Annotated in this window: 24 protein-coding genes; 9 read left to right on the top strand and 15 right to left on the bottom strand. The window is 53.2% G+C overall.

Annotated elements, in window-relative coordinates:
* Position 1 precedes the first annotated feature (1 nt).
* Positions 2 to 205, top strand: coding sequence for a YceK/YidQ family lipoprotein (locus ACG1VR_RS14795; RefSeq protein ID WP_254065407.1), 204 nt, complete (start codon positions 2 to 4; stop codon positions 203 to 205).
* Positions 206 to 208: 3 nt separating this feature from the next.
* On the opposite strand, the gene ACG1VR_RS14790 is transcribed toward ACG1VR_RS14795, so the two are convergent.
* Positions 209 to 583 (bottom strand): MysB family protein, encoded by a 375-nt coding sequence (locus ACG1VR_RS14790; protein ID WP_039898076.1) that lies wholly within the window; start codon positions 581 to 583, stop codon positions 209 to 211.
* Positions 584 to 864: 281 nt separating this feature from the next.
* Between ACG1VR_RS14790 and ACG1VR_RS14785 the strand changes: the two genes are divergently transcribed.
* Both ACG1VR_RS14785 and ACG1VR_RS14780 read left to right on the top strand, forming a co-directional pair.
* Entirely contained in the window at positions 865 to 1347 is a 483-nt protein-coding gene (locus ACG1VR_RS14785) for an Hcp family type VI secretion system effector (protein ID WP_039898077.1), read from the top strand.
* Between the two features lie 55 nt (positions 1348 to 1402).
* Positions 1403 to 1819, top strand: coding sequence for a DUF2778 domain-containing protein (locus ACG1VR_RS14780; protein WP_395491115.1), 417 nt, complete (start codon positions 1403 to 1405; stop codon positions 1817 to 1819).
* Positions 1820 to 2214: 395 nt separating this feature from the next.
* Here the strand turns inward: ACG1VR_RS14780 and mdtG are convergent, their stop codons facing one another.
* Positions 2215 to 3441 carry a multidrug efflux MFS transporter MdtG gene (mdtG, locus tag ACG1VR_RS14775; RefSeq protein ID WP_395489175.1) on the bottom strand — a complete coding sequence of 409 codons (1227 nt, stop codon included), beginning with the start codon at positions 3439 to 3441 and terminating at the stop codon, positions 2215 to 2217.
* Positions 3442 to 3599: 158 nt separating this feature from the next.
* On the bottom strand, positions 3600 to 4523 hold the full coding sequence (locus ACG1VR_RS14770; protein ID WP_016535817.1) for a Kdo(2)-lipid IV(A) acyltransferase: 924 nt from the start codon (positions 4521 to 4523) through the stop codon (positions 3600 to 3602).
* Positions 4524 to 4748: 225 nt separating this feature from the next.
* Here ACG1VR_RS14770 and ACG1VR_RS14765 point away from each other — a divergent pair, with 225 nt between their 5' ends.
* Positions 4749 to 5798 carry a rhodanese-related sulfurtransferase gene (locus tag ACG1VR_RS14765; RefSeq protein WP_016535819.1) on the top strand — a complete coding sequence of 350 codons (1050 nt, stop codon included), beginning with the start codon at positions 4749 to 4751 and terminating at the stop codon, positions 5796 to 5798.
* 35 nt (positions 5799 to 5833) lie between these two features.
* On the opposite strand, the gene ACG1VR_RS14760 is transcribed toward ACG1VR_RS14765, so the two are convergent.
* The 9 genes from ACG1VR_RS14760 to mdtH all read right to left on the bottom strand — a co-directional run bounded on the left by ACG1VR_RS14760 (position 5834) and on the right by mdtH (position 12603).
* Complete coding sequence (locus ACG1VR_RS14760) at positions 5834 to 6406, bottom strand: YceI family protein (RefSeq protein WP_016535820.1); 573 nt, start codon at positions 6404 to 6406, stop codon at positions 5834 to 5836.
* Between the two features lie 17 nt (positions 6407 to 6423).
* Positions 6424 to 6978, bottom strand: a complete 555-nt coding sequence (locus tag ACG1VR_RS14755; protein ID WP_279044512.1) for a cytochrome b — start codon at positions 6976 to 6978, stop codon at positions 6424 to 6426.
* A 275-nt stretch (positions 6979 to 7253) separates the two neighbouring features.
* Positions 7254 to 7367: a DUF2770 family protein gene (locus ACG1VR_RS14750; RefSeq protein ID WP_071704085.1), complete on the bottom strand. Its 114-nt coding sequence runs from the start codon at positions 7365 to 7367 to the stop codon at positions 7254 to 7256.
* A 47-nt stretch (positions 7368 to 7414) separates the two neighbouring features.
* Positions 7415 to 8536 (bottom strand): N-methyl-L-tryptophan oxidase, encoded by a 1122-nt coding sequence (gene solA, locus ACG1VR_RS14745; RefSeq protein ID WP_395489174.1) that lies wholly within the window; start codon positions 8534 to 8536, stop codon positions 7415 to 7417.
* 126 nt (positions 8537 to 8662) lie between these two features.
* Positions 8663 to 8917: a biofilm formation regulator BssS gene (gene bssS, locus ACG1VR_RS14740; RefSeq protein WP_039898081.1), complete on the bottom strand. Its 255-nt coding sequence runs from the start codon at positions 8915 to 8917 to the stop codon at positions 8663 to 8665.
* Between the two features lie 298 nt (positions 8918 to 9215).
* Entirely contained in the window at positions 9216 to 9461 is a 246-nt protein-coding gene (gene dinI, locus ACG1VR_RS14735; protein ID WP_016535825.1) for a DNA damage-inducible protein I, read from the bottom strand.
* Positions 9462 to 9536: 75 nt separating this feature from the next.
* Positions 9537 to 10583, bottom strand: a complete 1047-nt coding sequence (gene pyrC / locus ACG1VR_RS14730; protein WP_395489173.1) for a dihydroorotase — start codon at positions 10581 to 10583, stop codon at positions 9537 to 9539.
* A 145-nt stretch (positions 10584 to 10728) separates the two neighbouring features.
* Positions 10729 to 11289 (bottom strand): lipoprotein, encoded by a 561-nt coding sequence (locus ACG1VR_RS14725; protein WP_016535827.1) that lies wholly within the window; start codon positions 11287 to 11289, stop codon positions 10729 to 10731.
* Positions 11290 to 11388: 99 nt separating this feature from the next.
* Positions 11389 to 12603 carry a multidrug efflux MFS transporter MdtH gene (gene mdtH, locus ACG1VR_RS14720; RefSeq protein WP_395489172.1) on the bottom strand — a complete coding sequence of 405 codons (1215 nt, stop codon included), beginning with the start codon at positions 12601 to 12603 and terminating at the stop codon, positions 11389 to 11391.
* A gap of 229 nt (positions 12604 to 12832) precedes the next feature.
* On the opposite strand from mdtH, the gene rimJ reads away from it, so the two are divergent.
* The 5 genes from rimJ to ACG1VR_RS14695 all read left to right on the top strand — a co-directional run bounded on the left by rimJ (position 12833) and on the right by ACG1VR_RS14695 (position 17368).
* Positions 12833 to 13423 carry a ribosomal protein S5-alanine N-acetyltransferase gene (gene rimJ / locus ACG1VR_RS14715; RefSeq protein WP_039899225.1) on the top strand — a complete coding sequence of 197 codons (591 nt, stop codon included), beginning with the start codon at positions 12833 to 12835 and terminating at the stop codon, positions 13421 to 13423.
* Between the two features lie 2 nt (positions 13424 to 13425).
* On the top strand, positions 13426 to 14073 hold the full coding sequence (locus tag ACG1VR_RS14710; RefSeq protein ID WP_395489171.1) for a YceH family protein: 648 nt from the start codon (positions 13426 to 13428) through the stop codon (positions 14071 to 14073).
* A 2-nt stretch (positions 14074 to 14075) separates the two neighbouring features.
* A complete protein-coding gene (locus ACG1VR_RS14705; RefSeq protein WP_395489170.1) occupies positions 14076 to 14999 on the top strand; it encodes a Gfo/Idh/MocA family protein in 924 nt (307 codons plus the stop codon).
* Positions 15000 to 15274: 275 nt separating this feature from the next.
* Complete coding sequence (gene murJ / locus ACG1VR_RS14700) at positions 15275 to 16810, top strand: murein biosynthesis integral membrane protein MurJ (RefSeq protein ID WP_395489169.1); 1536 nt, start codon at positions 15275 to 15277, stop codon at positions 16808 to 16810.
* A 78-nt stretch (positions 16811 to 16888) separates the two neighbouring features.
* Positions 16889 to 17368, top strand: coding sequence for a cold-shock protein (locus tag ACG1VR_RS14695; protein ID WP_016535833.1), 480 nt, complete (start codon positions 16889 to 16891; stop codon positions 17366 to 17368).
* A gap of 58 nt (positions 17369 to 17426) precedes the next feature.
* Here the strand turns inward: ACG1VR_RS14695 and flgN are convergent, their stop codons facing one another.
* The 3 genes from flgN to flgA form a co-directional block, all read right to left on the bottom strand.
* A complete protein-coding gene (gene flgN / locus ACG1VR_RS14690; protein ID WP_039898083.1) occupies positions 17427 to 17852 on the bottom strand; it encodes a flagella biosynthesis chaperone FlgN in 426 nt (141 codons plus the stop codon).
* 2 nt (positions 17853 to 17854) lie between these two features.
* A complete protein-coding gene (flgM, locus tag ACG1VR_RS14685; RefSeq protein ID WP_172567843.1) occupies positions 17855 to 18148 on the bottom strand; it encodes a flagellar biosynthesis anti-sigma factor FlgM in 294 nt (97 codons plus the stop codon).
* Between the two features lie 95 nt (positions 18149 to 18243).
* Positions 18244 to 18903, bottom strand: coding sequence for a flagellar basal body P-ring formation chaperone FlgA (gene flgA / locus ACG1VR_RS14680; RefSeq protein ID WP_395489168.1), 660 nt, complete (start codon positions 18901 to 18903; stop codon positions 18244 to 18246).
* Positions 18904 to 18932 lie beyond the last annotated feature (29 nt).

Raw genomic sequence — 18932 nt, 5'->3', positions numbered from 1 at the left:
GATGGCCTGCTTGCTGAGCGGCTGCGGCAGCATTATCAGCAGAACTGTACCGGGGCAGGGGCACGGTAACCAATACTACCCCGGCGTGCGCTGGGACGTCCGTGATGGCGCATGGCGCTATATCACCGTGCTTGACCTGCCGTTTTCGCTGATCTTCGACACGCTGTTATTGCCGATCGACGCCAGCCACGGCCCGTACGAATAATCTTTACCGCTCATCCCATTCATCTGCTGCCGTGCGGCCCTCTTCGGTGTCCAGCGGCGGCTCAAGCTGAAATTCACCTTCATCCCACTCGTGCAGCGTATTCTCTTCCAGCCACTCCTGACGCAATTCAATTTCGTCAAAATCGCCGTCGAACACGCTTTGCGCTGCCTCACCGCTTAACATCGGCAGGCATTCGCCGTCTTCACCATCGTCGGCAAAGAACTCGGCCTGCCACATAATATCGCCATCCTGCAGCACGTATTTTTGAAAATTAAACTGTTCGACGTTGGCGCTTTCTTCATCCACGTTCGGGTTCTCGGCAAGAAACTGCTCCCGCGCGGCATCAATGGCTTCTTCCAGGGTTGCATACAGGCTCATCGGCATCTCCTTTAATCGCTTCAGAATGGGCGTAAAAGAATGTATAGATGGCGATAAGAAAGCTGTCAAAGCCGCTTTTCATCAGCCTTAAAGCGGCGGGTATATTAGATGAAGGGAAAAGTGTTGTTGGATGATTATATTTATTGAATCGTCTGGGTATCAGCAATATTTCTCCTCTCAAAGAAGGTTGATTTTTGCATGTTTTTTGAGCTACTCAGAATGGAACTAAAAAATTTCAAAGCGTATGGTTTGGGCTTTGCAATGAAAAAGGGATTTCAAAAATGGCAATACCCGCTTATTTATGGATGAAAGATGATGGTGGGGCTGATATACGAGGCTCTGTTGATGTTATCGATCGTGAAGGCAGCATTGAAGTATCAGGATTTGGTCACGGCTTACATCTGCCAACGGATAACAGTACAGGAAAGATCACCGGTACACGCGTTCATGCCCCGTTAACCTTCGAAAAAGAGTTTGATTCATCCAGTCCATATATCTACAAGGCAGTAGCTAAGGGCCAAACGCTGAAAAGTGTAGAAATTAAATGGTATAAAATTAACTACGCAGGGCAGGAAGAAGAGTATTTCAATATGCTGCTTGAGGGCGTGAAAGTCATTTCTATCTGTCCAATGATGCATGACTGTAAAAATCCGGCGACGGAGAAACATACCCATCTGGAAGCTGTTTCCTTGCGTTATGAGAAAATTACGTGGAAATACTGTGATGGAAACGTCGTCTTCTCCGACAGCTGGAATGAAAGATGATCAAATGCACCTTCTATCTCAACGGCGGATCCTTGAGTAACCTCAGCTGCCCTGAATAGGTTTCTTTCCGGCTTATTCTGGAACGGGAGCATCACGTAACAACCCAGATGACATCGCCGTAGAGAACATCGGGCCACTTCCTCCTGGACAATATTACATAGTTACAAGAGGGAGTGGCGGTCTGTTCACTGGAGTCAGAGACTCCTTTGCATCATTCATCAGTGGCTCAGACAGATCAATTTGGTTTTCCCTTTACCGTAACGATACACAGATTGATGATCTGACTTATATTGGGCAGGTTGAACGGGGGCATTTTCGTCTACATCCGGCAGGATATAAAGGTGTTAGCGAAGGATGTATTACATTACCTCGGCTATCAGATTTCATATTATTACGAAATGCATTACTTAATACACCGAGAATACAGATTGCCGCCACGTTCTCAGCCTTTGGTACTATACAGGTATATTGATGAAATATGTAATCATGTGGATTTGTGAGTCAATGCTTTACTGTGCGATATTAGTAATCCTTTTCATCACGGTACCAGAAGCTGCTGCTTACCGCTTCGTACGACAATTCACGGGAGTTATACCTGGTGATGTATGGGATAAATATTATTTCCTTTCTCTCTGCGTGCTATCGTTACTAATAGTTTCGCTGGTTATCTACATAGTAGCACGCCTGAAGGCCATGTTTTTTTGAGTGTTTGTAACTATTATTGTTAAATTTTAGAAAAGTGAATAAATAATTCATTTTCGATTTATCTGTAGCATATAAAATCTGTCCTGACGACTATATTTATTTTTTCCGGCAACGACCTGTCTTCAATTCAGGTCGCAGCCTGTGTATATGCTCGCAATTTTTTTACTCTCCCGGAATACGCACCCGCTCGGCGGGCTGGCGCAGGGTTATCCATGAATAGACGGCGTTAAACATCACCACGCTTGCGGTGACGAGAAAGACGGTGCGGAAGCCGTAGCTGGCGGAAACGGCGGCGCCCAGCAGCGGGCCGGTGACGTTGCCGATATCGCGGAAGGATTGGTTGTAGCTAAATATTCGGCCAGCAATTTGATTAGAAGAGTTGTAGACCAGCAGAGTCTGTACCGCGGGCAATAGCGCTCCGTCGGCGGCGCCAAGCAGGAAGCGCAGGATACCAAGTTGCCAGACGTTTTGGACCAGCGACATTGGGATCAGCAGGAGCACCGAAATGGCTAATGCGCCGATAAGTATTTTCTCCGGGCCAATGCGATCGCCGAGCTTGCCCAACCTCGGGGCACCAATCAGCGCCGCCACGCCGGGGACGGAAGCAATCATCCCGCTGATAAACGCCAGATTGCTGACGTTCCCCGCAAGGTCGCGGACATAGAGCGTGAGGATGGGCGCAATGGAGCCGGTAGCGACCTGAATTATCATGGTGGTGACAAACAGGCTCAGCACCAGGCGCGGATTTTTCAGCGAGGTCAGCACCTGACGAGCGTGCAGCATGTCCTTTTTAGACACCGGCGTGAACGACTCGCGGATGAAAAACAGCGTCATCACAAAGCAGATAAACAGCACCAGAGAGGTAATAAAGAAAACCGAACGCAGGCCGTAGGTGTCTGCCATCAGGCCGCCCATCAGCGGGCCAAGCAGCGCGCCGCTGACTGAGCCCGTCGACAGCGTGCCAAGTGCCCATCCGCTTTTATGGCGGGGAATTTGAGTGGCTATCAGCGCATTGGCATTGGGAACAAAACCCCCCAGCAGGCCCAATAGCGCACGCAGCGCCAGAAACTGCCAGATATTCTGCGCCAGCCCCATCAGCAGCATCACAATCGACATACCCAATGCGGAGCGCAGCAGCATAAGCTTGCGGCCTTTCCGGTCGGCAAGACCGCCCCAGAATGGCGAAGCAACCGCGGAGAATAAAAAGGTAATGCTGAACACCAACCCGGACCACATATTCAGCTGGCTATGTCCGGTTACGCCGAGCAGTTCGACGTAGAGCGGCAGAAAGGGCATAACAAGGCTAAAGGCCGCGCCGGTGAGAAAACAGCCCAGCCAGGCGACGGCGAGATTGCGCTTCCAGTTGATGGTGGTGTCAGGGGGAGTCATACCGCTCCGAAATTGCAAAGTAAAGCCGAATGGCAAGATAGTAGAACTATTACTCTGCTAATTATGCGCCCGATGATATCGGGCTGGCAAATCGAAGGGCTTTTTTGAGCAAACAGAGGCAGGTAGAAAAAGAAAGGGTGGCCGTAGCCACCCTGCGGTCATTGATATCTGTCCGGCATGCCTTCGGGGCGGGTTTTAAAGCGGCGATGTAGCCACATATACTGCTCCGGTGCCATCAGAATGCATTTCTCGACGATTTTATTCATCCAGCGGGCGGTTTCTGCCGGGCTTTCCAGCGGCGGATTAAGCTCCGGCTGAATGATCGTTAACTCATAACCTTTACCTTTCGGCAGGCGGCGCGGAACAAAAGGAACAGCGCAGGCGCCTGAAAGCTTCGCCAGCGTATAAGTTCCGGTGGTGGTTGCCGCCTGTTCAACCGCGAAGAATGGCACAAACTCGCTGCCGCGCGGGCCGTAGTCGTGATCCGGCGCGTACCAGATGATATCGCCGTTTTTCAGGGCGCGGATCATGCCCTTCAGATCTTTACGATCGATCATGCTCTTATTGGAGCGCATGCGGCCCCAGGTTTGCAGCCAGTCCAGCAGCGGATTGTCGTTAGGCCGGTAGACGCCAATACCCGGAGTTTTAATACCGAATATACGCGCGCCAAGCTCCAGCGTCAGAAAGTGGATGCCGATCAGCAAAATGCCCTGGCCGGTCTTTTCAATCTCTTTAACTATCTCTACGCCTTCGTAGTGGCACCATTTATTGATGCGTTTAGTCGGCCAGAACCAGGCCATCCCGGTTTCAATCAGCCCCATACCCACGGATTCGAAATTTTCCACCACCATCTTTTCACGCTCGTCGGCGCTCATTTGGGGGAAGCAAAGCTCGAGGTTACGGTAGGCTATGCGCGCGCGGCGCTTCATCAGGCGTTTAGCCAGTCGGCCCAGGCCGCAGCCAATGCGGTAAAGAACCGGGTAAGGGAGCTGTACCAGCAGGTATAAAAAACCGATGCCAAGCCAGGTAAGCCAGTAGCGCGGATGCAGTAACGCGCGCGAGAATTGCGGTAAGTTCGTCATTTAAAACCTTTGTGACGGCAATTGCCGGATCTTCTAATCATTCCATTGTGGCATTTTTTGGCGCAGAGCCAAAATTAGCGGTGGCAGAGTGCCTGATATTTCATCGATTGTTGCTGTTTTTGACGATGGGTGAGCAAAATGTAGCGTAAATCGTGGGGATGTAAATTATCGTTATTTGCTTTATGATGCAGCCCACTTTTTTTCCGACGATTGCGAGCGAACACCATGCCAGTGTTACACAACCGCGTCTCGAATGAGGAGCTGCGCGAGCGCATGCTTGCCGAAACCGAGCCGCGTACTACTATCTCATTCTACAAATATTTCACTATTGAAGAGCCTCAGGCGACACGCGATGCGCTTTACCAGCTGTTTCTGAGCCTCAACGTATTTGGTCGTGTCTATCTCGCCCGCGAGGGGATTAACGCCCAAATTAGCGTGCCTGAGAGCCGGGTAGACGCTTTCCGTGAGGCGCTTTATGCCTTCCACCCGGCGCTGAGTAACCTGCGCCTTAATATCGCCCTTGAAGACGACGGTAAATCGTTCTGGGTGCTGCGTATGAAGGTGCGCGAGCGCATTGTTGCCGACGGTATCGACGATCCAACCTTTGATGCCAGCGACGTGGGCGAATACCTGAAGGCTGCGGACGTCAACGCGATGCTGGACGACCCGAGCGCGGTGTTTGTCGATATGCGCAACCACTATGAATATGAAGTAGGCCATTTCGAAGATGCGGTTGAGATACCGGCCGACACCTTCCGCGAGCAGCTGCCGAAGGCTGTAGATATGATGCAGGACGATAAAGACAAAAAAATCGTCATGTATTGCACCGGCGGCATTCGCTGTGAAAAAGCCAGCGCGTGGATGCGTCACAACGGTTTTAAAAACGTGTATCACATTGAAGGCGGGATTATCGAGTATGCACGCCGCGCCCGTGAGCAGGGGTTACCCGTACGTTTTGTCGGTAAGAACTTTGTGTTTGATGAACGTATGGGCGAACGCATTTCCGATGACGTGATTGCCCACTGCCATCAGTGCGGGGCACCGTGCGATAGTCACACCAACTGTAAAAATGACGGCTGTCATCTGCTGTTTATCCAGTGTCCTGCCTGCGCCGAGAAATTTTCAGGCTGTTGCAGCGAAGTGTGCCGTGATGAACTGGCCCTGACGCCGGAAGAGCAGCGTCGCCGCCGCGCCGGTCGTGAAAACGGTAATAAGGTGTTCAATAAATCTCGCGGTGCGCTAAACACCACGCTGGGTATTCCTGACCCCGAGTAAGATTGAAAGCCTCCCCGAAAAGGGAGGCCTTTCGACTACTGGCGAACGCCCTCGACAGAAATAATCAAGTCCACATCCTGCGAAGCCGGCCCCAGGTCCTGGGTAATATTGAAGTCTTTCAGCTTGATCTTGCCCTGTGCTTCAAAACCCGCGCGTACGCCGCCCCACGGATCGTCGCCCTGGCCAATCAGTTTGGCCGCCAGCGTCACTGGCTTAGTAACGCCGTTTAGCGTCAGGTTGCCGGTAATATCCAGCTTCTCGCCGTCTTTTTTCACTTCGGTCGAAGCAAAGGTCGCCTGAGGGAATTTTGCCGCATTGAGGAATTCCGCGCTGCGCAGGTGCTTATCGCGTTCGGCGTGGTTGGTATCAACGCTGGTGGTGTTGATGGTAACGTTTACCTTATCGGCGGCTGGATCCTTTTCATCGAAGGTAAAAGTACCGTCAAAATCGCGGAAAGTACCGTACAGCCAGCTATAGCCGAGGTGCTGAATACGGAAATTCACAAAGGCGTGTTGGCCCTGTTTATCAATTTTGTAGTCCGCAGCGACGGCGGAGCCAGTAGTGAATAACAGAGCGCTTAATGTGGCTCCCAGCAGGATTTTTTTCATCGTCTAACTCTCCATGGTTAACGGGATACTTTGCCCAGCATGCGCTTGAGGGTGGCATCCTTATCTATAAAATGGTGCTTCAGGGCGGCGATCGCGTGGAGCAGGGAAATAATTACCACCGTCCAGGCAAGCCAAAGATGAACGGTCCCCGCGAGGTCGGCCTGGCTGGCGAAGTCGGTAAGCGTTGCCGGAACATCAAACCAGCCAAACACGCTGACAGGTTTCCCGTCCGCGGTGGATATCAGGTAACCGCTCAGTAAAATAGCGAACAACAATGCGTACAGCAGAATATGGGCGATTGACGCGCTAATTCGGGTCAGGCGTGAATAACTTTTCAGCGCCGGGGGAGGTGGCGAAATAAAACGCCAGATAACACGAATGACCAGCCCCAGCATCAGTAAAATACCCATACTTTTGTGGATCTCTGGCGCTTTGTGATACCAGACGTCGTAATAACCGAGGGTGACCATCCAGAGGCCAAGGGCAAACATCCCGTAAACCGTGGCGGCGGTCAGCCAGTGAAGCAGTACCGAAAGATGTCCGTAGCGCTCGGGTGAATTTCGCCATTGCATAATTATGCGTCCATGTATTTTTCTGAAGAAATTAAAAATAGGCTTTCTGTTAACCTCAGATCAACATAAATATGCTTTTTTATAAATATATCTTACCTGTTTCTATTTTTTTGAATGACTCATGCCGATTGTTATCAGTTGAGTCGAATGAATAGTGGTTTTTTCAGGTGGGAAGCCGAGTGGAAATAATGATTGTGAATTTAATTGTTTGCATTAAAACTATATTTATTTAAATTCATCGTCAATTATTGTCAATATAACCGGCGGCGAGTTATTTAATAAAAATAGATATAAGCAAGATCGATTATCGCCACGATGGCCCAGAGAATAAGGTAAAGGATAAAGTGCTCGCGGATATTATTGGTTAAAAAATGAATAAATTTGCTCATGGCGACTCCGGTTAAAAAGTGGCGGAAGGTTCCGCCACCGGGAGATTTTACGCCGTTTTAAAGCGAGAAAGTGCGAACGGGGACAAATCAAATGCAGGTTTTTGCCCCAGAGCAAACTGACAGGCAATCTCGCCCAGTACGGAGGCGAATTTAAAGCCGTGCCCGCTCAGGCCGGTAATCACCAGCGTATTGTCATGGCCGGGCAGGGTATCAATGATGAAGTCTTCATCCGGCGAGTTGTCATAAGTGCAGGCTTTTCCGTGCAGGCAGCAGCCAATACCCGGCAGGAACTCACGCAGGAAGGGAAACACTTCGGAGCCATCGCTGGCGAGGGCGCCAAACGGCTTACGCTGCTCGTGGGAGTCGATGTTCTGGCCGCCGTTGTGTTTTCCGAGCTTGAGCTCGTTGTCCTCAGCCGGGAAGCCGTAATACTGGTCGCCGTTGGGCGTTTCGGCGGTAAAGGCCGGGAATTTGTTGTTCTCGCTGTAGCGCCCATCGGCCTGGTGCCAGGCAAAGATTTTGCGTACTGGCGTAACCGGCAGTTCCGGCAGCAGTTTGCTGACCCAGGTTCCGGCGCTGAGCAGTAGCTTGCTGCCGTGATATTCGCCTTCTTCGGTGACTACCGTCACGCCTTCTTCCCCGTGGTGAATGTCGGTGACGCGGCAGTTGAACAGCTGCACGCAGCCGCCCTGTTTTGCGAGGCTGATATACGTCTCAACGGCGATTTCGCTTTTAAGCACCCCTGAGTTCGGCTCAAACAGGCCTACATAATTTTCAGGCACCACGATTTCCGGCCAGCGGGCAGTTACCGCCGCTGAGTCTAATGTTTCCAGCGGCAGAGAGAATTTTTCGGCGCTGGCCGCTACATTGCGAATAAACGCCGAATCAGCGGGGCCGAGGTTGATAACGCCGGTGCGGTGAAACAGCTTTTCGCCGCTGGTTTCCGCCAGCGCATCCCACAGTTTTTGGGCGCGCAGCACCATAGGCACGTATTTTTCCCCTTCACCGTAGGCGTGGCGGATAAGACGAGTACCGCCGTGGTGGCTACCCTGGTCGTGCGGCGGGTGGCCGCTATCAATCATCAGCACCTTGAGGCCTGAGTGGGTTGCATAGCAGCCTGCTGCTGCGCCGACGGAGCCGCTGCCGACGATAATGAGGTCGTAGTTCATAAGCTTTTCTCTGTGGAAAATTATCTGTAGCAGGGTAATTAATTCGCCGTGGGGATGCAATTAACGGTACGGATAAAATAAAAAAGGCACCCATTGGGTGCCTGTGGCTTTTGTCAGCATTGCTCGTCAATGCTTGCGATAATCGTTTTGCTGATAATCACTGGATTCAATCTTTGCAATCCCGGCTTCGAGAATTGATATAAATTGCCGGGCGACATCGGTGGTCAGCCAGAGCGTCTGGCCTACCTCGGTTTCATCTTGCTTCTGATTATTGGATGTCAGGTAGTGCAGGCGCAGCATCATGGCATCGTAGCTATCGACGGTGCTGATGTCCCATCCGACGAGGGGATGAGTCTGAATAACATCACTATTTTTTTCCATCATAACCCCTTTTATACGTGTTTAAAGACAACGGCTAGCGAGGTTCATGCGTGATTTATCGTGAAGCGACTTAAGTATATCAATACTCTGTATGTATGGGGGTTAAATAAATACTCCGCAACACTTTTTTTGCATTATTGACGTTGGGTGAGCAATAAATCGACAGGCTATTCCGATTTGTCTGAGATAAAGTGGAAATTAATCAGCGGGTAGTTTAAAAAACGAGCAAAATAAAGCGTAGAAATAAAAAAACCGGATGGCGACACCCGGCAAAAAAGTACCAACATAATTGAGGGTATTAGTCGGCGGAAAACCAATCGTCAGCGCTTTCCCAGGTTTCCTGGAGGATCTCGCTGATTCGCGTTTTATCTTCTTTTGCTCCGCCCAGCACCGAAAGGTTGTTGCCGGACGCGTAGCGCACCTGGACTTCGCTGCTGGTGTCGGGGAAATGCTGATTAATACGGCGGGAAAGCTCGCTGGCAAGGGCGTCAATCGCCCCCGGCGGTAGCGGTGTAGTTTTAGCTATAGTGACTTCAATACGCATAACGACCCCCTGTACAATATACTGGATATTTATACAGCCTAATTATCCACTTCGCAACAGGGGGCGCTGAAAAATTTAGCGTTTTACCGACCAGACAACCTCTTCCCCGGCGAGGAACGGCACGATGCTGTCATCTTCGGTTTCAATCAGCTCCGGCATTTTCTCCGCCACGCGCACCAGCTCGATGCTCTCTTCATTCACCGGCAGGCCGTAGAAACGCGGGCCGTTCAGCGAAGTAAAGGCTTCGAAGTGCTGCAAGGCATTCATCTCTTCAAATACCGTGGCATAGGCGCCAAGGGCAGAAGGCGCGTTAAAGCAGCCCGCACAGCCGCAGCTGGCTTCTTTACGGTGACGAGTGTGCGGAGCCGAGTCGGTACCGAGGAACACGCGTTCGCAGCCGCTGGCGACCAGCGCACGCAGCGCTTCCTGATGAACGCTACGTTTCAGGATAGGCAGGCAGTAAAGGTGAGGGCGAATACCGCCAACCAGCATATGGTTGCGGTTAAACATCAGATGCTGAGGCGTGATAGTAGCCGCAATCAGTGAATCACCTTCCTGCACATACTGAGCGGCGTCTTTGGTGGTGATATGTTCGAACACCACTTTCAGGCCCGGCAGCTGGCGGCGCAGCGGCTCCATTACGGTTTCAATAAAGCGGGCTTCGCGGTCGAAAATATCGATATCGGCGTGGGTGACTTCGCCATGCACCAGCAAAGGCATGCCGATTTTTTGCATGCGCTCCAGCACCGGCATAATTGCGGCCGTACTGGTTACGCCGTGGGCGGAGTTGGTTGTCGCGTTTGCCGGGTACATCTTGGCCGCTGTAAACACGCCTTGGTTAAAGCCGCGCTCCAGCTCGTTCGGGTCGAGCGTGTCGGTCAGGTAGCAGGTCATCAGCGGTTCAAACGTCTGCCCGGCAGGCACGGCATCCAGAATACGCTGGCGATAGGAAACGGCGGCTTCAACGCTGGTAATCGGCGGCATAAGGTTAGGCATCACAATCGCGCGGCCAAAATCCTGGCTGGTATAAGGCACCACGGTTTTCAGCATCTCGCCGTCGCGAAGGTGGATATGCCAGTCGTCTGGGCGGCGGATTTTTAATACCTGAGGTAATGCGGTCATGAATGTGCTCCGGCGTGTGAGGGAAAATCAGTCATCTGGGGCTGGTTTTATGCCGGGCACTAAGGATAAGGGGAAACGTTATCGTTTGCACCACTTATGTTGCACAAACTCATCGGGACAGTTAGCTGCCCCGATGGTTAAGCGATTAGTCGGTGAAAGGAATAACGATCTCGCCGGGTTTGACTTCAATCCCTTTGGCATATTTCTTCGCCAGCGACTCGCCTTTGCTGCGATCTTCGCTCAGAACGTAAGCCGGCTGCTGGTTAAAGTAATTGCGCAGCGACTGGTTCAGATAAGGGACGATGGTTTGCAGCACGCTCTGCATTTTTTGCGGCTCAACCTGGGCATCCACCACTTCCATTTCCTGCAGGAAGATAGCGCCTTTCTCTTTGTTGAACACCGGCAGCGCCTTGAGCTTCAGCTTCAGGGTGGCTTTCTGGTTGCCGAACAGAGAAGACATATCCAGGTTAGCATCGCCGGTTAGCGTCACTTTGTTTGGTTCTTCCCGGCCAATCTGGCTGGTGAGGTTAGTCAGCACAACGTGCGCGTCTGCAATACCGGGCAGGCCGATATCTTTTGAGAAGTTATTGTGTTTCTCCAGCGCCTGGTTAATCTCCTGTTCATTGACGCTGTACTGCGTTAATTGGTTACATCCTGCCAGCAGGCCGCTGAGCATCAATGCTGCGGCAAAAACAATCTTCTTCATAGGCTTCCTCAAATAGCGGCTCCAATGCCGTGCCTTGCGTTAATCAGCATAATCCGACACGGCAGGCGCTGCTACCGGAAAAGTATGAAAGCGGGATGCTTACCTCTGGCCGCCCGGCTCCAGCATCGTCGGCTCTACCCGCTTAAGGCTAAACTGCCACCACAGCGCGGCAAGCGTAATGCAGCCGATTATGCCGAGCATTGCCCACGGCAGTTCCGGCTGCCCGAGGGTTTTACCGACGTCAAATAACCAGCCGCCGCCCGTATAGCCGAGCGCTCCGCCCAGCGATAAGCCTAAGCGGCTGAACCCCATATAGCTGCCGCGTGCGCGGGCGTCGGCAAGCGAGGCGCTCAGGGTTTCACGCGCCGGTTCGGCAATAATTGAGCCGATATAGAACGTGCAGATCAGGGCAAAGAGCTGTTGCAGGCTTGAGGCGAGGCCGATGGGCAGCAGGCTGAGGGTCATCAGCACCAGGCCCGCCATTAAACGCTGCTCAAGGCGGAAGCGTTTTTCGCTCCAGCGGGCAATGGGATAGAGCAGCGTCAGGGATAGAGCGGCTTCGATGGCATACATCCACTTCACCGCCGATGGCGTACCGGCGATGTCGTTAACCATCAGCGGCAGCATCAGCATCACCTGTACGGCCAGCATGTAATAGCCGGTCAGCGTTAGCACATAGGTAACGAAGCGCTTATCCCGGAACACGCGGCTCATCCCTTCGCGCATTGGCGTGCGAATGGTTGAAAGCTTATAGGCCGGAAGCAGCCAGGCGTTCAGCGCGGCGCAGAGCACAAACATTACCGCTCCTGCGGCGCAAACCAGGCGGAAGTCGTATTGCAGCAGCCAACTGCCGAGCAGGGCGCCAATAACCGCCCCGGCGCTGTCCTGCATCATCAACAGAGAGAAGAAGCGCCCGCGGTGCTGAGGACGAACCAGCTTGACGACAAGCGCAGAGCGCGGTGGGTCAAACAGCGTACCGCCGATGGCGGAAAGCAGGCAGGAAAGCCACAGCATCCAGGGTTCAGTAGCGATGCCCATGGTGGCAAACCCGGCGGCTCGCAGCAGCATTCCGGTGACAATCATCGGCTTGGCGCCCAGACGGTCGGCGATAGCTCCGCCAAACACGCCCAGCCCCTGCTGAATAAACTGACGCAGGCCGAGGGCAATACCCACCATCAACGCGGCCCAGCCGAGCTGATCAACGAAGCGAATGGAAATTAAAGGGAAGACGACGAAAAAGCCTAATACCACCAACATGTTATCAAGCAGCAGGAAATATTTACCCAGGCTCCTTGCCTGCGCCACCCGCGACATCTCCCCTCCAGGGAACTTAATTAAACAACACAGTAACTTATTCTCGCCCGTCGCCCTGGCTTTTGACACCCGGCGCAGGACAATATTTTTTTATCGTTCAGAGAGTTTGATTCAACTCTTTAATCGAAAAAAGTGATGTTGCTTCATGTTGTTGTTTTCACACGGCGGGCAGCCGCAGGTATAGTAACGGGAATAGCCCCGTTAACTGGGATGAAGGAGTGGGATGAACATGTTTGGCTACCGCAGTAACGTGCCGAAAGTCCGTCTGACCACGGACCGATTAGTGGTACGTCTGGTTTATGAGCGTGACGCCTGGCGTCTGGCGGATTATTACACCGAGAACCGTCAGTTTTTAAAACCCTGGGAACCCATTCGCGATGAAAGCCACTGTTACCCTTCCGGGTGGCAGGCAAGGCTCGGCATGATTAATGAAATGCATAAGCAGGGCAGCGCTTACTACTTTGCCTTGCTCGACCCGGAAGAGAAAGAAGTCATGGGTGTGGCAAATTTTTCCAACGTGGTTCGCGGCTCTTTTCACGCCTGCTATCTCGGTTATTCCATCGGCGAGAAGTGGCAGGGGCAGGGGCTAATGTATGAGGCGCTGACCAGCGCGATTCGCTATATACAGCGCAGCCAGAATATCCACCGCATTATGGCAAACTATATGCCGCATAATCAGCGCAGCGGCGACCTGCTGGCGCGGCTGGGTTTTGAGAAAGAAGGCTACGCAAAGGATTATTTGCTGATTGATGGCGCATGGCGGGACCACGTCCTGACCGCGCTGACCGCTAAAGACTGGACCCCAGGGCGTGGAGCGTAAAAATGAAATATCAGTTAACTGCGGTAGAAGCCCGCGTGATTGGCAGCCTGCTGGAAAAGCAGATAACGACGCCTGAGCAATACCCGATGTCGGTCAACGGCGTGCTTACCGCAAGTAACCAAAAGACCAACCGCGAGCCGGTAATGGAGCTGAAAGAGCATGAAGTCCAGGACACGCTGGACGCGCTGGTGAAAAGCCACTATCTGCGCACCGTCAGCGGTTTTGGCAACCGCGTGACGAAATATGAGCAGCGCTTCTGTAACTCCGAGTTTGGCAATTTAAAACTGACGCCAGCGGAAGTCGCGGTCATCACCACTTTGCTGCTGCGTGGAGCACAGACTCCGGGTGAACTGCGAAGCCGTGCCGCACGAATGTTTGAGTTCAGCGATATGGCGCAGGTCGAAGCCACGCTGGAAGGGCTGGCAAACCGCGAGGACGGGCCGTTTGTGGTACGCCTGGCTCGTGAGCCCGGTAAACGCGAAAGTCGCTATATGCACCTGTTCAGCGGCGAGGTAGACGTTTCAGCGCAGGTGGAACAGGGCAGCAGCCCGGCTTCTGAAGGTCTCACCGCCAGAGTTGAGGCGCTGGAAAATGAAGTCGCCGACCTGAAGCAACGTCTGGACTCGCTGCTCGCTCACCTGGGAGATTAATCATGACTAAGCTGCGAATTGGCGTAGTGGGGCTGGGCGGCATCGCGCAGAAAGCCTGGCTGCCGGTGCTTGGGGCATCCAACGACTGGGCGCTGGTGGGCGCATTTTCACCCACCAGAGCGAAAGCGTTGCCGGTGTGCGAAACCTGGCGTATTCCCTACATCGGCTCTTTGAACGACCTGGCCGCGCAGTGCGACGCGGTGTTCGTCCACAGCGCCACCAGCTCGCATTATGCGGTAGTCAGCGAGCTGCTGAAGGCGGGAGTGAGCGTTTGTGTCGACAAGCCGCTGGCCGAAAATCTGGCGGATGCCGAGAGGCTGGTTGAGCTGGCCGAGCGCTCGAAGCGTACGCTGATGGTCGGGTTTAACCGCCGTTTTGCGCCTCGTTACCGGCAGTTAAAAGAGAAGCTGTCCGGCGGGGCTTCGTTGCGCATGGATAAGCACCGCACCGACAGCGTCGGTCCTCATGACCTGCGCTTTACGCTGCTCGATGATTATCTGCACGTTGTTGATACCGCGTTGTGGCTGGGCGGCGGTGCGGGGCAGTTACAAAGCGGCACCCTGCAAACCAACGAGCAGGGGCAAATGCTTTACGCTGAGCACCACTTCAGCCAGGGTAATATGGCGATAACCACCAGTATGCATCGCCGCGCCGGAAGCCAGCGTGAATGGGTTCAGGCGGTTACCGACGGCGGATTGTTTGAGGTGACCGATATGCGCCAGTGGCGCGAAGAATGCGGCTCAGGCTTGGTAGAACAGCCGATCCCGGGCTGGCAAACTACGCTTGAACAGCGCGGCTTTGCGGGCTGTGCACGCCACTTTATTGACTGCGTGGCAAATCAGACGGTTCCGGAAACCTCCGGCGAACAGGCGCTACTCGCGCAGCGCGTGGTGGAGAAGCTGTGGCGCGAGGCCATTAGCGAATAGTCTGTAACACATCGCGGTAGTATTTCGTCGCTGTATCGGTAGACTATGCCGACTTGTCATCATCCATTAACGCCAGCAACGCTGGCGTTCAGACGGCTGACAAACCTCAGGTGATAGATAACGCCACAGAGGGCACAAAAAATAGACAAGGAAAATCAATTCATTGATTTTCGGCTGATAGCCACAAAGAGGAAAAAACCACGCTTTTTTCCTCTTTGTTAGCAACCTTAAACGCCAGCAACGCTGGCGTTAATGTTTGTGGAATAACAAAATAAATGAACCTATTAAAATCGCTGGCGGCCGTCAGCTCGATGACCATGTTTTCCCGCGTGCTTGGCTTTGCGCGCGACGCCATTGTGGCGAGGGTATTTGGTGCAGGGATGGCGACGGATGCCTTTTTCGTTGCTTTTAAATTGCCGAATCTGCTGCGGCGTATTTTCGCCGAGGGCGCGTTCTCCCAGGCGTTTGTGCCGATTCTGGCCGAATACAAAAGCAAGCAGGGCGAAGATGCCACCCGCGTCTTTGTTTCCTATGTTTCCGGGCTTCTGACGCTGGCGCTGGCGCTGGTTACCGTGCTCGGCATGCTGGCCGCGCCGTGGGTTATTCTGGTAACCGCACCGGGCTTCGCGGATACCGCAGACAAGTTTGCGCTGACCTCAAGCCTGCTGCGTATTACTTTCCCTTATATTTTGCTTATCTCGCTGGCGTCGCTGGTGGGGGCCATCCTGAATACCTGGAACCGTTTCTCGGTACCGGCGTTTGCCCCGACCTTCCTTAACCTCAGCATGATAGGCTTTGCGCTGTTTGCCGCGCCGCATTTTAACCCACCGATCCTGGCGCTTGCCTGGGCGGTGACCGTGGGCGGGGTATTACAGCTCGCCTACCAGCTTCCTCATCTCAAGAAAATCGGCATGCTGGTGCTGCCGCGTATCAGCTTTAAAGACGCCGGGGCGATGCGGGTCATCAAGCAGATGGGCCCGGCTATTCTTGGGGTTTCGGTCAGCCAGATCTCGCTTATCATTAACACCATTTTCGCCTCCTTCCTGGTTTCCGGCTCGGTCTCCTGGATGTATTACGCCGACCGCCTTATGGAGTTCCCTTCCGGGGTGCTGGGCGTGGCATTGGGCACTATTTTGCTGCCGTCGCTGGCGAAAAGTTTTTCCACAGGCAACCACGACGAATATTCGCGACTGATGGACTGGGGGCTGCGCCTTTGCTTCCTGCTGGCGCTGCCGAGTGCGGTTGCGCTGGGTATCCTGGCAAAACCGCTTACCGTTTCGCTGTTCCAGTATGGTAAATTCACCGCCTTCGATGCGCTGATGACCCAGCGCGCGCTGGTGGCTTACTCCGTCGGCCTGATGGGGCTTATCGTGGTTAAAGTGTTAGCGCCGGGCTTTTACTCGCGCCAGGACATTAAAACCCCGGTCAAGATTGCCATCGTGACGCTGATCCTGACCCAGTTGATGAACCTGGTATTTATCGGGCCGCTGAAGCATGCGGGGCTTTCGCTGTCCATTGGTCTGGGAGCCTGTATTAACGCCTCGCTGCTCTACTGGCAGCTGCGCAAGCAGGATATCTTCCAGCCGCAGCCTGGCTGGAGCGCGTTTCTGCTGCGCCTGGTGGCGGCGGTCATTGTGATGTCCGCGGTGCTGATTGGCCTGATGCACCTGATGCCGGCCTGGGACTTAGGCGCGATGCCGTATCGCCTGGTGCGTTTGATGGCGGTGGTGCTGGCCGGTATTGCTGCCTACTTTGCGACGCTGCTTTTGCTGGGCTTCAGGTTGAAAGATTTTGCCCGGCGCACGATATAACTTTTCCTGAGGTGGATGGCGCTTTGCGCGCTCCACCCTATTCTTTATATGTTGAATGTTTAATTAGGTGATAGAGCGATGAACGGAATAATCACAACCTGGTTCGAAGATAAAGGCTTCGGATTTATCAAAGATGAAAACGGCGATAACCGTTACTTCCATGTGATTAAAGTCGCCAACCCGGAGCTGATTAAGAAAGACGCCGCGGTGACCTTCGAGCCGGGGACTAACAATAAAGGGCTGTCCGCATTTGCCGTGAAGGTCGAGCCGGAGAGCAAGCATATCTTTATTGCCGGTGAGCGTTTCAAAATTACCGCGATTAAATCCTTCCTGGTCTACAGCGAAGAGAAGCCGGTAGAGGCGAAAATCGATAAAGAAAATGCGGTATTGTCCGTTGGCCTGCTGATGAACAGCATTCGCCCGAAGACAGAAAAGAAAGAAGGGGAGATGCGTAGCGTGAAGATGCTGGCGATTACTACCTTCCAGAACACCACGCATATCTTCTCGGAAGATGAGATTGATGTGGACGCTACTGCAAAAATTCTGAACGCCCTGTAATAGCAAAACTGCTGGCGCCTGAATCAGGCTGCCAGCAGTTATCAAAATTATTTAAAAATCAGATACTGATTTTTTTGCCGCCGCGATTATTTCCGGACGTAGCCTGCCCATCCGCACCGTAAAAGTCAGGAGCCTGATGCGGCTTCAGTACCGCCAGCGCCTGTTCGTTACGGGCCAGCTGGTCTTCCAGTAACCAGCCGTTATGCTGGTTGATATCCCTCAAATGCTGGGTTTTTTGCGTAATCGTCTGCCAGCGCTGATTGATATCAATATTGATAACCGCTCCGGCATTTTGCTCAGCGCGGCGCTGCTGCTCCAGGTAGTCCAGCGTAGCCAGCAGCGAACTTTTATCTTCAGTTATACGTTGCAGCGCGTTGCCGTTTATCAGGCCTGCGGAAAGTTGCAGCTGTTCGGCGTCCATCACCTCTTTCAGTGAATTCAGCACCGCGGTCATTTGGTCCAGCACTTCTAACAGACGACTCACCGTTATTTACTCGATAAATAGCTTTGGGCTTCCTGGATAAGCGCATCGGCGATTTTGCCGGTATCCATCTTCAGGTCGCCGTTACGAATTGCCGTCTTCAGCGCTTCAACACGTTCCATGTTGATATCGCTGCTGCCAGGCTGCATCAATTTGGCCTGCGCATCGCTTAACTTCACGCTGGTGCTGTTAGCCGTGGCAGACTTTTCCAGACGGCTTTTAAGCGTCTGCGGCTCGCTGGTTTCACGAGGTTGTACGGTGCTTACCGGTTTCAATGGCGACGTGCGATCAATGCTCATTATTCTCTACTCATCGAGGGGCTCGCGGCGTAAGAGCCAGTCAGTATCATTAGTTGATATTACTATCGGCAGTCGCCGCGGAATCTTTAAAAAGATTATAGATTAATCAGAATATTCCCATCAGAGTCTACCGTCCCGCTTACCACCTGTCCTGAAGACATTCTGACGCGGGCATTTTGCGCCACCGCCGCGTTGTTTAACGCCTTGCCTTCACCGTTGACGCTAAAGCCGTCGCCGGAGGCAATAACCTGCACCTGCTGCCCGGCTTTTACGCGCCATGCCTGGCGAACCATCGACTGAATAACGGGCTGGCCGGGGGCGATATCCCGCAGTGAAACCGCGTCAGTTGCCTGGCTGAGATTCATCATCGTTCTCGGCGACAACTGGTCAAGACGGCCCTTTTTTAGTTCAACGCTGCTCTCGTCGAGCCTCGAACCTCGGCTAATAGCCCGCGCCGCTGCCACATAATTTCCGGTCGCAATAACCTGAACCTGAATAAACCGTTTGTCGCTCCCGCAGCGCGCCATCACGCTGACGTTGCCCCAAAGCTTAGCGTTGCCAGGGGTTGAAAACTCCGGGTACGGGCAGGCGGGAAGCTGCGCATCTGCGGTTCTCACGTTGACGCTGACGTCGTCGCTAATTCCCGCCAGACGCTGCTGGAAATACTGGGTCAGCGGCTCGTCCAGCGCACCCGCCAGGGCCAACTGGCTTACCAGCATGGTTGCCACGCCACTCCAGATTTTCAGGCTTCTCATCGCGCTTCTCCGTTTTCAGGTTGCGGTGA

Source organism: Cedecea davisae (assembly GCF_044095835.1).
GTDB classification, from domain to species: Bacteria; Pseudomonadota; Gammaproteobacteria; order Enterobacterales; family Enterobacteriaceae; genus Cedecea; species Cedecea davisae.
This window is presented reverse-complemented; position numbering and strand designations above follow the sequence as displayed.